Below are 12,056 nucleotides of genomic sequence, written 5' to 3' on the forward strand. Positions count from 1 at the left end.
GCGCCGCCCCGGGCCTGGTCAGCTCTTCGCGAGCGCCCGCGAGATCACCAACCGCTGGATCTGGTTGGTGCCCTCCACGATCTGCAGCACCTTCGCCTCGCGCAGGTACCGCTCCACCGGGTGATCGGCCACGTAGCCGGCCCCGCCGAGCACCTGCACGGCGTCGGTGGTCACCCGCATGGCCATGTCGGTGGCGAACAGCTTCGCCTTCGCCGCCTCGATCGAGTACGGCCGCCCGGCGTCGCGCAGCCGCGCCGCCGCCAGGGTCAACGCGCGGGCCGCGGAGATCTGGGTGGCCGCGTCGGCGAGCAGGAAGCCGAGGCCCTGGAAGTCGATGATGGACCGGCCGAACTGCTGCCGCTCCCGCGCGTAGCCGACGGCGTAGTCCAGCGCCCCCTGGGCGAGCCCCACCGCGCAGGCCGCGATGCCGAGCCGGCCGGAGTCCAGCGCGGACATCGCGATGGTGAACCCGGCCCCCTCGCCACCGACCAGCCGGTCGGCCGGCACCCGGGCCCCGTCGAAGACGATCTGCGCCACCGGCGAGGAGCGCAGCCCCATGGTCCGCTCCGCCGCCTGCGGCGCGATGCCGGCGGTACCCGCGTCGGCCACCAGGCAGGAGATGCCCTTCGGGCCGGGACCGCCGGTGCGGCAGAAGACGTTGTAGAAGTCGGCGCTGTGGGCGTGCGTGATCCACGCCTTGGTGCCGGAGACGACGTACGCGTCGCCGTCGCGGACCGCCCGGGTGCTCAGTGCCGCCGCGTCCGAGCCACCCTGCGGCTCGGAGAGGCAGTACGCGCCGAGCAGTTCGCCGCCGAGCATGTCCGGCAGCAGCTTGCGCTGCTCGTCGGTGCCGAACGCGGCCACCGGGTAGCAGCTCAGGGTGTGCACGCTGACCGCCTCGGCGACCGCGAGCCAGCGGCTGGCCAGGATCTCCAGCACCTGGAGGTACACCTCGTACGGCTGCGCCGCGCCGCCGTGCTCCTCGGCGTACGGCAGACCGAGCAGGCCGGCGCGGCCGATCGTGCGCAGCACCTCGCGGGGGAACTCGGCGCGTTCCTCGAAGCCGGCGGCCTTGGGCGCCAACTCACGGTCGGCCAGCTCGGTAGCGAGGTCCAGCAGGTCGTGGGCCTCGTCGGTGGGGAGGATCCGGTCGACAGTCATAGCGCGATGAGCTCCGTGGGGGTGGTGTTGAGCCGTTGCACGCCGTCCGTCGTGCAGACGACGATGTCCTCGATGCGGGCGCCGTGCCGGCCCGCCAGGTAGATGCCCGGTTCGATGGAGAACGCCATGCCGGCCTCCAGGGGCCGGTCGTTCCCGGCCACCAGGTAGGGCTCCTCGTGACCGTCCAGGCCGATGCCGTGCCCGGTGCGGTGCAGGAACGCGTCACCGTATCCGGCGGCCGTGATGGGCGTCCGGGCCGCCGCGTCGGCCGCCGCCGCGGTGCGGCCGGGGCGGACCGCCGCCACCGCCGCGCGCTGCGCGGCGTGCAGCACCGTGTAGTACTCCAGGAACTCCGCCAGCGCGGTCCCGCCCGCCAGGTAGGTGCGGGTGCAGTCCGAGCGGTAGCCCGACGGCATGGTGCCGCCGATGTCGACCACCACCGGCTCGCCGACGCCGATCGGCCGGTCCGAGGTGCCGTGGTGCGGGCTCGCGGAGTTGGGGCCGGCGGCCACGATGACGAAGTCGACGCTGACGTGCCCGGCGGCGCGGATCGCGGCGGCGATGTCGGCGGCCACCTCGACCTCGGTGCGCCCGGGTCGCAGCCACTCACCCATGCGCAGGTGCACCTCGTCGATCGCCGCGCCGGCCTCGGCGAGGGCCGCGATCTCCGCCGGGGACTTGCGGATCCGCAGCTCGCGCAGCACGTCGCCGGCGAGCCGCTGCGCGGCGCCGGGCAGCGCCGCGCGCAGGGCGAGGACCTGCTCGGCCCACATCCGGTCGGCGAGCCCGACCGCCGCCGCCGGGCCGTCGAGGGCGGCCACGACCAGGGGGTACGGATCCGCGCCGTCGGGATGGTCGACGATGCGCAGACCGGTGGTGGTCGAAGCCTCTGCGGCGGGACGTTCCAGTCGGGGCACCACGAGCGTGGGCTCGCCCTCGGCGGGCAGCACCAGGCAGGTCAGCCGCTCCCCCGCGTGGGCGTCGTAGCCGGTCAGGTAGCGCAGGTCGGAGCCGGGGGTGAGCAGCAGCGCGTCCAGGCCGGCAGCGGCGGTGGCGCGCTGCGCGGCGACCAGCCGGTCCGGCGGGTACAGCTCGTCGGTTCCCACCCGGTCAGCTTAACGGTCGTTTGGGGACCGCCAGAAGCCGTGTACGTCCCTGCGGCGGAAATCCACCGGCGTTGATTGACGCCGACAGTTAACACTCTTTAAGATTTGGCTGCCTCGAGGCCCACCCGTTCCTGCGTCCCCCGCACCTCCCGCCCGCGACACCCTGCGTGGGCGGGTGTCGTCCCCCGCCCACGGGAAGGCCCCCATGTCCTCACCACTGCGCCGCGTCCTCAGCGCCGGCCTGCTCGCCCTGGCCACCGCCGCCACCACCGTCGCCCTCGTCCCCACCGCCGCGCAGGCCGTGGTACTGCCGAACGGTTTCAAGAGCGTCGGCTACATGCCCTCGTGGGCCGGCAACGTCAACACGATCCAGTACAACAAGCTCACCCACATCAACTACGCCTTCGTGCTGCCCAACAACGACGGCAGCCTGCGCGCCGTGGAGAACCCGAGCAAACTCTCCTCGCTCGTCTCCCAGGCACACGCCAACAACGTCAAGGTCTCCATCGCCGTCGGCGGCTGGAACGACGGCAACGACTCGGCCTTCGAAGCCCTCGCGGGCAACTCGGGCAGCCGGACGGCGTTCGTCAACAACCTGGTCAACTTCGTCAACCAGTACAACCTCGACGGCGTCGACATGGACTGGGAGTACCCCGACCCGGGCGCCTCGGCCAACAACTACACCCAGCTCATGACCCAGCTCGGCAGCGCCATGCACAGCCGGGGCAAGCTGCTCACCGCGGCCGTCGTCTCCGAGGGCTACTACCTCGACGGGGTGCCGACCGCCGTGTTCAGCCAGGTCGACTGGCTCAACATCATGGCGTACGACGGCGGTAGCCCGCACTCCAACTACGACTGGTCGATCAACAGCATCAACCTGTGGAAGTCCCGTGGACTGCCGGCCAGCAAGGCCGTCCTCGGCATCCCCTTCTACAGCCGCCCCGGCTACTACACGTACTCGGCGCTCGTCGCCCTGGACCCGGCCAACGCCAACCGGGACTGCACCACGGCCGGCGGCGCGCAGCAGTGCTACAACGGCATCCCGACCGTCAAGCGCAAGACGCAGTGGGCCCTCGCCAACGCCGGCGGCGTGATGAACTGGGAGCTGTCGCAGGACACCACCGGCTCCACCTCGCTGGTGAGCGCCATGTACGACACCATCATGGGCGGCACCACCCCGCCGCCGTCGGGTCGTACCGGCCGGATCACCGGGCTCGGCGGCAAGTGCGTCGACGTGGCGGCCGCGAGCAGCGCCAACGGCGCCGCCGTCCAGCTGTACACCTGCAACGGCACCACCGCGCAGACCTGGACCGTCGCCACCGACGGCACGCTGCGCGCCCTCGGCAAGTGCGCCGACATCACCAGCGGCTCCACCGCCAACGGCGCGAAGGTGCAGCTCTACGACTGCAACGGCAGCGGCGCGCAGGTGTGGCAGGCACAGTCGAACGGCACGCTGCGCAACCCGCAGTCCAACAAGTGCCTGGACGTCACCGACAACACCTCGGCCGACGGCACCCGCCTGCAGATCTGGGAGTGCTTCGCCGGCGCCAACCAGCGCTGGACGCTCCCGGCCTGACCCGACCCGTACGCTGAATCGCACCTCCGAGCAGATCTTGGACAGGTTCCGTCATCGGCTGACGGAAACTGTCCAAGATCTCCGGCTGCGGTCACCCGGACCAGAGGCCGTCGGCGACCCGGCGAGCCCGGGTCGCGTCGCTGAGCACATCGACGCTGTGCACGTACTGGTCGACCGCGCCCAGCAGCGGCCGCTCGCGCAGTGTCGGGTCGGTCACCGCGGCACGTAGGGCGGCGGCGACGCGCTCGGCCCGCAGCACCAGGAACGGCCGGTCGTGAAACGGCCCGGCCCGGGCGCGTACCGGGGCCGCCAGAGCGGTGTCGTCGGTCCACCGGGCCATGGTCTCCAGCGCCTCGACCAGACCGGCCTGGCGCCGGGTCCAGTCGCCCGGGCCGGTCGCCTCGGCCAGCGCCGCGACCGCCGGGGCCGCGCCCGGCAGCCGGCCGAAGGCCGTGCCGAGCCATTTGTCGTACGGCGGCCAGCGTCGGCGCAGCAGCAGACCGAGCCGGAGCACGTCACGGGCGATGCCTCCGGTGACAACCCGGCTGCCCAGCTCGTCGCCGACCTCGGCGCACCGGCCGGGCAGGTGCTCAGCCTGCGCGATCCGCGTCCACACGGCGGCCAGGACGTACCGCCACACGTCCGGCGGATACCACCGCAGCACCGCCCGTCGAGCGGTCAGCGCCCCGTCGAGGCCGTCATGGAACACCTCGCCACCGGTCACCTCCGCCAACCGCTGGGTCGGGCTCGCCAGCCAGTCCGCCGTGCCGACCCCGTCGATCGGGTCGAAGCCGAGCCGGCGGCGCCACCAGCCGGCCACCTCGTCGAGCGTGACCCCGTGCCGCGTTCCGGCCGCGTCGACGACGCCCAGTCGGCCGTCGCCGGCGAAACGGGTGGGCCAGCCGAGGAACTCCGTCGGCAGGTCGGCGTCCAGCACGGCGCGGATCCGCGGGATCGCGGCGACGTCGGCAGGCCCGACGAACACCTGCACACGCGGACCCCAGTCGTGGTCGGTGGACCGGGCCGTGTCCAGGCCGAGCACCTCCGAGCCACCGTCGAGCAGCCCCGCCGCGTACCGCAGGGCGGGGAGACGACCGCGCAGGATCGGCGCGACCACCTCGTCGTGGTACCGGCGGGCCAGCACCAGGCCGGGAAAGAACGCCACACCGGCAGTCTGCGCCGGTGCACGACCCGCCCGCACCGTGGTTTTCCGGGTAGGACGGGGGCGGGGGCCATAGCCTGGGTTCGGGACGTCCGCATGAGGCCGCGACCGAAAGGGCCGACGTGACAGCGAACGACGCGAACCGGGCGGCGACCCGCCGTCGCCGGCAACTGTGGGCCGGGGTCCTCGCGCTCGTCGGCCTGGTCCTGCTCGTGATCGGGCTGACCGTGGCCGACGGCGTCGCCGCCTGGGTCGAGGTGCTGGTCGCGATCCTGCTGCTGGTGACCAGCTACGTCGTGCAGCACCTCGCCCGCCGCGACACCGTCTACCGGCACGACGAGCGGCGCTGACGCCGCCGGGCGGCCGGGCGTACCGCTGATCGTCGGGGGGCTGTGCCAGGCTGTCGGGCGTGGCACACCGATCCCCGATCCTGCTGATCGACGCACCCAGCCTCTACTTCCGGGCCTACTTCGGCATTCCGGAGTCCGCCGCGCGCGCCGAGGACGGCACACCCGTCAACGCGGTGCGCGGCTTCCTCGACATGCTCGCCACGCTCATCCGTGGTCGCGGCGCGGACCGGATGGTGTGCGCCCTCGACTACGACTGGCGACCGGCGTGGCGGGTCGAGCTGCTGCCGTCGTACAAGGCGCACCGGGTGGCCCCGCAGGGCGGCGAGGTCGTCCCCGACACGCTCTCCCCCCAGGTGCCGATGATCCTGGAGGTCCTCGACGCGGTCGGCATCACCGCCGTGGGCGCGAACGGCTACGAGGCCGACGACGTGCTCGGCACGCTGTCGGTGACCCAGCCGGGCCCGGTCGAGGTGGTCTCCGGCGACCGGGACCTGTTCCAACTCGTCGACGACTCCCGGGACGTACGCCTGCTCTACGTCGGGCGTGGCGTGGCCAAGCTCGACGACTGCGACGACGCGGCGGTACGCGCCCGCTACGGCGTGCCGGCCGATCGGTACGCCGACTTCGCCGCCCTGCGCGGCGACCCCAGCGACGGGCTGCCCGGGGTGCCGGGCGTCGGCGAGAAGACCGCCGCGCGGCTGATCGGGCGGTACGGCAGCATCGACGGCGTCCTGGCCGCGCTGGACGACTCCGACTCGTCCTTCGCGCCGGGTCTGCGTACCAAGCTGGCGGGCGCCCGCGACTACCTGGCCGTCGCGCCGACGGTGGTCCGGGTGGCCCTGGACGTGGCCCTGCCGGAGCTTCCCACCGCGTTGCCGACGGCCCCCGCCGACCCGGAGCGGCTGCTCGATCTGGCCGGCCGGTGGAACCTGGCCGGCTCCGCCCGACGACTCGTGGACGCCCTGGCCGCCCGCGTCGACGCCGCCTGACAAGACGCGGCCCGGCGCGCGGCGCCGACCCTAGGCCCGCAGGTTCGCCGCCAGGTCGCCGATCGCGCCCATCGCGTACCGCTGCAGGCCCGGGCCGAAGGTGATGCGGGTGGCGCCGTTGCGGGCCAGCTCGGCCACCGACTCCCGGCTCGGCGCGGCGGCCATGTTGATCGGGCCGGCAATGCCCTCGCGCAGCGCCGGAAGCACCTCGATGGGTGCCCGCAACGGGTAGACGCAGTCGACCCCCGCCGCCACGTAGAGCTTCGCGCGGGCGATCGCGTCGGCCGGATCGCCCGTACCGAACAGGAAGGTGTCGACGCGCGCGTTGATGACGAGCGCGTCGCCGGCCGCCGCCCGCATCTCGGCCAACCAGTCCGCGTGCCGCTGCGGGTCCTTGAGGGTGGCGTGCCCCTCGGAGTCCTCCAGGTTGCAGCCGACGGCGCCGGCCTCCAGCAGCCGCTCGACCAGCTCGGCGGGCGTCAGCCCGTACCCGTCCTCGACGTCGGCGGAGACCGGTACGGACACGGCCCGGACGATCCGCGCCACCGCGGCGAACATCTCGGCGGCCGGGGTCGCGCCGTCCTCGTAGCCGAGGGAGGCCGCGACTCCGGCGCTCGGCGTGGCGAGCGCGTCGAAGCCGGCGTCGGCGAAAACCCGGGCGCTGCCCGCGTCCCAGGCGTTCGGCAGGACGAGCGGGTCGCCGACCGGGCGGCCGTGGTGCAGGGCACGGAGAACGGAGGCAGTCATCGTTCAGGTCTCCCGGGGGTCGTGGAGGGACGACGGTGCGGGCCGGACAGGCCACCCGTCCTGGACCGTACCGCCATCGCACGCTCCGTGCCCGCCTGGGAACCCGCCGCACCGACGCGCAACGAAAGGTTGCACGTAGGCGCGGCGTCGTTGTACCGTTACGCAACCAAAGGTTGCGAGAGGGTGGTACGCATGGAGTACGGAGTGATCGAACGCGACATCGACGTCGACGCCTCACCCGAGGTGGTCTTCGAGGTGATCAGCCAGCCCGAGCACGTACGGGAGTGGTGGCCGGACGACGCCCGGTTCGAACCGGTCGCGGGCGCGCCCGGCGAGCTGGTGTGGCGCGACGCGCAGACCGGGTCGACGACGACCGTCGACCTGGCCGTCGTCGACGTGGACCCGCCGAAGCGCTTCTCCTTCCGGTGGTGCTTCACCGAGCCGGACCGCGGCGGCCAGTCGCTGCTGGTCACCTTCGACCTCGTCCCGACCGCCACGGGGACCCGAGTCCGGATGACGGAGACCGGGTTCCGCGAGATGGGCTGGGAGGTCGCCATGCTGGAGAAGCAGTATCAGGACCACGTCAGCGGGTGGAACCACTACGTCCCGAACCTCGGCGCGTACGTCACCCGGCTGGTCGCCACGTCATGACCACGGCAGTCGACGACGCCCTGTGGTCGGCGATCGGCGATCCCATCCGGCGCAGCATGATCGACCTGCTGCTCACCGGCGGGCCCGGCACGGCCACGTCACTGAGCGAGCGACTTCCCGTCACCCGACAGGCCGTCTCGAAGCACCTGGCCGTCCTGGACCGGGTGGGCCTGATCCATTCGGCTCCCGCCGGTCGGGAGCGTCACTACCAGGTCGACGAGGCGCAACTGGCCCGAGCGGTCGCCCAACTGACCGCCGTCGGGGCGACCTGGGATGCCCGCCTGCGCCGGATCAAGCGGATCGCCGAGACGATCGAACGTCACCGCACCGACAACCACGGAGAATGAGATGGTCGACATTTTGCACCGGGTCGGCGTGGTCGCCCCGCTCGACGACGTCTACCGCGCGGTGGCCACCCCGGAGGGACTCGCCGGCTGGTGGACGACCGACACGGTCGGCACGAGCGAGGTCGGCGGGTAGCTGGCCTTCCGGTTCGGCGACGTCGGTGGCTTCGACATGCGGGTCCTCGACCTGGACCCCGGCGGCCACGTCCGCTGGCGGGTCACCGGGGGCCCCGAGGAATGGGTCGGCACCGAGGTCGACTGGCACCTTGACCAGCGGGGCGACCACACGATCGTCCTGTTCGCCCACGAGGGCTGGCGTGAGCCGGGCGAGTTCATGCACCACTGCAGCACCAAGTGGGCGACGTTCCTGATGAGCCTCAAGGAGCTGGTGGAGACCGGGCGGGGCAGGCCCGCCCCGGACGACGTCGCGATCAGCGACTGGCACTGAGCGCGGGGCTACTTCACCTTGCGGGTGGACCGGACGACGATGTCCTCGTACTCGGGGTGCTTGACGAGCCACTCGGCGAGGAACGGGCAGATCGGCACCACGCTGCGGCCCTTGGCGCGCGCGTCGTCCATGACGGCGCGCGCCAGGGTCGACCCGACGCCCCGACCCTCGTACGCCGGATCGACCTCGGTGTGGGTGTAGGCGATGATGGCGCCGGTCAGCTGGTAGGTGACGATGCCGGCGACCGCGTCCGTCTCGTCGCGCGCCTCGAACCGCTCCCGCGCGGGCACGTCTGTCACGGTGAACTGCACCGGATCATCCAAGCACAACGCCCGTGGCGACCAGTCGTCGCCACGGGCGCGTGGGGGCCGGCGGGCCCCCGAAAGAGCGGGACGTCAGGGGCGCCGCCGACCCAACACGGCGGCGGCGCCGGCCACACCGATCGCGGCGAACACGACCTGCAGGAGCAGCTCGATCCAGTCGATGCCGGCGGTGTCGTCGACGCCGAGGGCACCGGCGACGAGCGTGCCGAGGATCGCGGCGAGCACGCCGATCGCGAGGGTGAGCACGATCGAGATGTTCTGCTTGCCGGGAACCACGAGGCGACCGAGGGCGCCGATGACCAGGCCGATGATGATGGCGGTGAAGAAGCCCTGGATTTCCACGGGGGCCGTCCCTTCCGAATGTGTTGTCGTCAGCGACGTCTGGTTGCCCCGCGTCCGGCCCCGCCGAAACCGGCGATCGGCCCACGGGCTGATTTGTCACACAGTTGTCATGTTCGGGCCGGGACGGGGACACCCCGCTGGTCCCGGCCGCAAGCGACCGGGACCAGCGGGGTGTCGACGGTCAGGAGGCGGCGATGCCCTCCATGCCGATGCCGTCGGTGAACTTCGGCAGGCCCTCGACGGTGGTGACGAGACGAAGGGAGCCGTCGTCGTTCACCTCGTAGCCCTGCACGTTGCCGGCCGCGGCGTTCTGGACGTAGAGGAAACCGTCGCTGGTGGTCATGTCGATCGACCCGCCGCCGGTGTCGGCGGCAACGGCGTGCACGAGTTGGAGCTTGCCGTCGTCGTCAACCTTGTAGGCGCTGATCGTGGAGCTGCCGGCGTTCGCCACGTAGAAGTAGTCGCCGACCCGCTGGATCCAGCAGGGCGCCTGCTGGCCGTTCGGCACCGACGGCCCGAACTGGTCGAGGGCGCCGTCGTCGTCGATCTCGAAGCGGCTGACCTCGTTGCTGCCGGACTCGGTGACCAGCACCGAGTCCTCGCTGTCGAAGGTGAAGCCGAACGGCACGGACCCGGCGTCGCTGATCACCGGGTTGCGGGACAGCTCGCCGTGGCGACCGATCTCGTAGCTGAACATGACGTTCGCGCTCTTGGTCGACACCAGCACGAACTCGCCTTCCGGGTCGATCTTGACCTGGGCGGGAGCGCTCATGAACGCGGGCGGGTTGCCGTTGTGCAGGCCGAGCGACCGGTTGGCGCCGTGGATCGGCGACAGGCGTCCCTTGTCCAGCTCGAAGCCCTGCACCGAGCCTTCGCCACCGGCGTTGAGCACGTAGACGAGGTGGTCGCGGACCGTGACGCTGACCGGGAGCAGACCACCGGACCAGATCACCTGGCGCTTGTGCAGCCGGGTGCCGTCGACGTCGAAGACGGTCACGGTGTTGCTGCCGGCGTTAACGGCGAACAACAGCCCGCGGTGGTACGTCAACGACCCCTGCGAGGCCAGCGCGTCGACCGGCGCGCCGATGGTGAAGCCGCCGAGGCCGCCGGTCTCGTACTCCCCCGCCTTGCTGAGCTGGCCGTCGTCGTCGCGCTCGTACACCTTGATGGTGTTGCCCTCGGCCTTGTTGGTCTGGACGAAGACCGCGCCCTCGCTGCCCCGGTGGTGTCCGCGTCCCCCGCGGTCATCGTGGCCACCTGCGGGACCGCCGTCCGCGAAGGCGGCCCCGGGGAGGGTTCCGGCGCTGGTCAGACCCACCAGGAGGGCCGCCGCTAGCGCTACGCTGCGCTTCATCACTGATCTCCTTAGCCGCAACTCACGAGTAATGAGAGTTTTTCTCTCCTTCGCAAGCTATCGGAGGAAGATCCCCCTTCGCGGTCTGTTACCCGTAAGTGGCATCGCCGCGCGTAACGGTGGATTTGTGCTACAAGAGGCGCACCAGGAGCCGGAACCGCCTCGCTGCCCAGGCGTCGCCGGCGCGGTAACGGGAATCGCAGAGCGGTCAGCGGTCGCACCGGAGGAGACACACCATGACGAACCCCGCACCGGGTCCACGCTCGTCGGTGAACGGTGGCGGTGTCGCCGTCGTGGAGTTGTTCACCTCCCAGGGCTGCAACAGCTGCCCGCCCGCCGAGGAGCTGCTCACCGAGATCGAGCGCGACGCGCGCACGCGCGGGGAGCCGGTGTTCGCCCTCGGCTTCCACGTGGACTACTGGAACGACCTGGGCTGGCCCGACCAGTTCGCGGACGCGGCACACACCGCACGGCAGGAGGCGTACGCCCGCGCCTTCGGCTCCGGACGTCTCTACACCCCGCAGATGATCGTCAACGGCACCGTGGAGTTCGTCGGCTCCGACCGGGGCCGGGCGGCGAGCGCCATCGCGTCCGCCCTGACGTCGGCCGCCGCCGCGCCCCTGACGGTGACGGTGCCGCAGGTCGGTGGAGGCGGCACGCCGTTGGTCCTGGACTACCGGGTCGAGCGGCCGCCGCAGCGCGCGGTGGTGAACGTGGCGATCGTGCAGCGCGGCCTGGACAGCGCGATCGCCCGCGGTGAGAACGCCGGCCGGACGCTGCGGCAGGACAACGTCGTACGCGCCTTCGCGTCGACACCCCTGCACGGCGAGCGGGGGCAGGTGGAGCTGGCCGTGCCGCCGGAGGTCGACCCGGGCCAGGCCACGGTGATCGGTTACGTCCAGCGCGAGGCCGACCGGGTGGTCGTGGGCGCCGCGGCGGTCGACCTGTCGGGCTGAGTCCTGTCGGTCCCGGTGCGTACTCTCGGCCCATGCGGATGGCACGCGACGTGCGGGGTCCCGGTGGCTGACGCCGACGACGTCCGCCGCCTGGCACTGGCCCTGCCCCAGACGGTCGAGATCGACAGCGAGGGCTTCGACTTCCGGGTTGCCGACAAGGGTTTCGTCTGGTCCTATCCGGAGCGCACGCCCGGCCGGCCACGGGTGATCCGCCTCGACATCGCGGTGCTGTTCGTCGGGGACGAGGCCGAGAAGCAGGCCCTGCTGCTCGGCGAGCCCGACGTCTTCTTCACCACCCCCGGGTACGACGGTCTGCCGCTGGTGCTGCTGCGCCTGGCGGCCGTCGACGTCGACCGGCTCACCGAGCTGGTGACGGACGCCTGGCGGATGCGCGCGCCGGAGGCGCTGCACGCCGAGCTGGACGGGGTCGGCTGGTAACCCCGGTCAGTTCGCGACATCCGCACGCAACCGAACGGACACATTGACGGGGATCTCGACGGTCGATTACCGTGCCGTCTGAGAGAGCGCTCTCTCGATCGACGTTTTC

General features: G+C 72.0%; 16 protein-coding genes. 9 read left to right on the forward strand and 7 right to left on the reverse strand.

Going from position 1 to position 12,056, the window contains the following annotated elements:
• Positions 1-18: 18 nt before the first annotated feature.
• Both ABZ272_RS18410 and ABZ272_RS18415 read right to left on the reverse strand, forming a co-directional pair.
• The gene (locus tag ABZ272_RS18410) at positions 19-1,161 is read right to left on the reverse strand and encodes an acyl-CoA dehydrogenase family protein (RefSeq protein WP_355051133.1); all 1,143 of its coding nucleotides are present in this window, start codon (positions 1,159-1,161) and stop codon (positions 19-21) included.
• Positions 1,158-2,267 (reverse strand): Xaa-Pro peptidase family protein, encoded by a 1,110-nt coding sequence (locus tag ABZ272_RS18415; RefSeq protein WP_355051134.1) that lies wholly within the window; start codon positions 2,265-2,267, stop codon positions 1,158-1,160. The genes ABZ272_RS18410 and ABZ272_RS18415 overlap by 4 nt, the downstream gene beginning before the upstream one ends.
• A 205-nt stretch (positions 2,268-2,472) precedes the next feature.
• On the opposite strand from ABZ272_RS18415, the gene ABZ272_RS18420 reads away from it, so the two are divergent.
• Positions 2,473-3,843, forward strand: a complete 1,371-nt coding sequence (locus ABZ272_RS18420) for a glycosyl hydrolase family 18 protein (RefSeq protein ID WP_355051135.1) — start codon at positions 2,473-2,475, stop codon at positions 3,841-3,843.
• A 91-nt stretch (positions 3,844-3,934) separates the two neighbouring features.
• On the opposite strand, the gene ABZ272_RS18425 is transcribed toward ABZ272_RS18420, so the two are convergent.
• Entirely contained in the window at positions 3,935-5,008 is a 1,074-nt protein-coding gene (locus ABZ272_RS18425; RefSeq protein WP_355051136.1) for a DUF4037 domain-containing protein, read from the reverse strand.
• 119 nt (positions 5,009-5,127) lie between these two features.
• Here ABZ272_RS18425 and ABZ272_RS18430 point away from each other — a divergent pair, with 119 nt between their 5' ends.
• Entirely contained in the window at positions 5,128-5,355 is a 228-nt protein-coding gene (locus ABZ272_RS18430) for a hypothetical protein (RefSeq protein ID WP_355051137.1), read from the forward strand.
• A 59-nt stretch (positions 5,356-5,414) separates the two neighbouring features.
• Entirely contained in the window at positions 5,415-6,344 is a 930-nt protein-coding gene (locus tag ABZ272_RS18435) for a 5'-3' exonuclease (RefSeq protein WP_355051138.1), read from the forward strand.
• A 30-nt stretch (positions 6,345-6,374) separates the two neighbouring features.
• Here ABZ272_RS18435 and ABZ272_RS18440 read toward each other — a convergent pair whose 3' ends face one another.
• A complete protein-coding gene (locus ABZ272_RS18440) occupies positions 6,375-7,091 on the reverse strand; it encodes an isocitrate lyase/phosphoenolpyruvate mutase family protein (RefSeq protein ID WP_355051139.1) in 717 nt (238 codons plus the stop codon).
• Between the two features lie 192 nt (positions 7,092-7,283).
• Between ABZ272_RS18440 and ABZ272_RS18445 the strand changes: the two genes are divergently transcribed.
• From ABZ272_RS18445 to ABZ272_RS18460, 4 genes are read left to right on the forward strand one after another with little or no spacing between them, the layout of a single operon-like run.
• Positions 7,284-7,742: an SRPBCC domain-containing protein gene (locus ABZ272_RS18445; RefSeq protein WP_355051140.1), complete on the forward strand. Its 459-nt coding sequence runs from the start codon at positions 7,284-7,286 to the stop codon at positions 7,740-7,742.
• On the forward strand, positions 7,739-8,089 hold the full coding sequence (locus ABZ272_RS18450; protein ID WP_355051141.1) for a metalloregulator ArsR/SmtB family transcription factor: 351 nt from the start codon (positions 7,739-7,741) through the stop codon (positions 8,087-8,089). The genes ABZ272_RS18445 and ABZ272_RS18450 overlap by 4 nt, the downstream gene beginning before the upstream one ends.
• 1 nt (position 8,090) lies before the next feature.
• Entirely contained in the window at positions 8,091-8,222 is a 132-nt protein-coding gene (locus ABZ272_RS18455) for a hypothetical protein (protein WP_355051142.1), read from the forward strand.
• A complete protein-coding gene (locus ABZ272_RS18460) occupies positions 8,223-8,534 on the forward strand; it encodes an SRPBCC domain-containing protein (RefSeq protein ID WP_355051264.1) in 312 nt (103 codons plus the stop codon).
• Between the two features lie 8 nt (positions 8,535-8,542).
• On the opposite strand, the gene ABZ272_RS18465 is transcribed toward ABZ272_RS18460, so the two are convergent.
• From ABZ272_RS18465 to ABZ272_RS18475, 3 genes are all read right to left on the reverse strand, one after another.
• Positions 8,543-8,845, reverse strand: coding sequence for a GNAT family N-acetyltransferase (locus ABZ272_RS18465; RefSeq protein WP_355051143.1), 303 nt, complete (start codon positions 8,843-8,845; stop codon positions 8,543-8,545).
• A gap of 84 nt (positions 8,846-8,929) precedes the next feature.
• Positions 8,930-9,199 (reverse strand): GlsB/YeaQ/YmgE family stress response membrane protein, encoded by a 270-nt coding sequence (locus ABZ272_RS18470; RefSeq protein ID WP_355051144.1) that lies wholly within the window; start codon positions 9,197-9,199, stop codon positions 8,930-8,932.
• Between the two features lie 181 nt (positions 9,200-9,380).
• Positions 9,381-10,553 carry a beta-propeller fold lactonase family protein gene (locus ABZ272_RS18475; protein WP_355051145.1) on the reverse strand — a complete coding sequence of 391 codons (1,173 nt, stop codon included), beginning with the start codon at positions 10,551-10,553 and terminating at the stop codon, positions 9,381-9,383.
• A 236-nt stretch (positions 10,554-10,789) separates the two neighbouring features.
• On the opposite strand from ABZ272_RS18475, the gene ABZ272_RS18480 reads away from it, so the two are divergent.
• Both ABZ272_RS18480 and ABZ272_RS18485 read left to right on the forward strand, forming a co-directional pair.
• Positions 10,790-11,509 carry a DUF1223 domain-containing protein gene (locus ABZ272_RS18480; RefSeq protein WP_355051146.1) on the forward strand — a complete coding sequence of 240 codons (720 nt, stop codon included), beginning with the start codon at positions 10,790-10,792 and terminating at the stop codon, positions 11,507-11,509.
• A 63-nt stretch (positions 11,510-11,572) separates the two neighbouring features.
• The gene (locus tag ABZ272_RS18485; protein WP_355051147.1) at positions 11,573-11,947 is read left to right on the forward strand and encodes a hypothetical protein; all 375 of its coding nucleotides are present in this window, start codon (positions 11,573-11,575) and stop codon (positions 11,945-11,947) included.
• The last annotated feature ends 109 nt before the right edge of the window (positions 11,948-12,056 follow it).

Source organism: Micromonospora sp. NPDC005979, assembly GCF_040614415.1.
GTDB lineage: Bacteria > Actinomycetota > Actinomycetes > Mycobacteriales > Micromonosporaceae > Micromonospora.

What these genes read in the sequence shown, in the direction of transcription:
- ABZ272_RS18410 (WP_355051133.1), bottom strand. Translation starts at nt 1,161, where the DNA reads ATGACTGTCGACCGGATCCTCCCCACCGACGAGGCCCACGACCTGCTG.
- ABZ272_RS18420 (WP_355051135.1), top strand. Translation starts at nt 2,473, where the DNA reads ATGTCCTCACCACTGCGCCGCGTCCTCAGCGCCGGCCTGCTCGCCCTG.
- ABZ272_RS18440 (WP_355051139.1), bottom strand. Translation starts at nt 7,091, where the DNA reads ATGACTGCCTCCGTTCTCCGTGCCCTGCACCACGGCCGCCCGGTCGGC.
- ABZ272_RS18445 (WP_355051140.1), top strand. Translation starts at nt 7,284, where the DNA reads ATGGAGTACGGAGTGATCGAACGCGACATCGACGTCGACGCCTCACCC.
- ABZ272_RS18450 (WP_355051141.1), top strand. Translation starts at nt 7,739, where the DNA reads ATGACCACGGCAGTCGACGACGCCCTGTGGTCGGCGATCGGCGATCCC.
- ABZ272_RS18455 (WP_355051142.1), top strand. Translation starts at nt 8,091, where the DNA reads ATGGTCGACATTTTGCACCGGGTCGGCGTGGTCGCCCCGCTCGACGAC.
- ABZ272_RS18475 (WP_355051145.1), bottom strand. Translation starts at nt 10,553, where the DNA reads ATGAAGCGCAGCGTAGCGCTAGCGGCGGCCCTCCTGGTGGGTCTGACC.
- ABZ272_RS18480 (WP_355051146.1), top strand. Translation starts at nt 10,790, where the DNA reads ATGACGAACCCCGCACCGGGTCCACGCTCGTCGGTGAACGGTGGCGGT.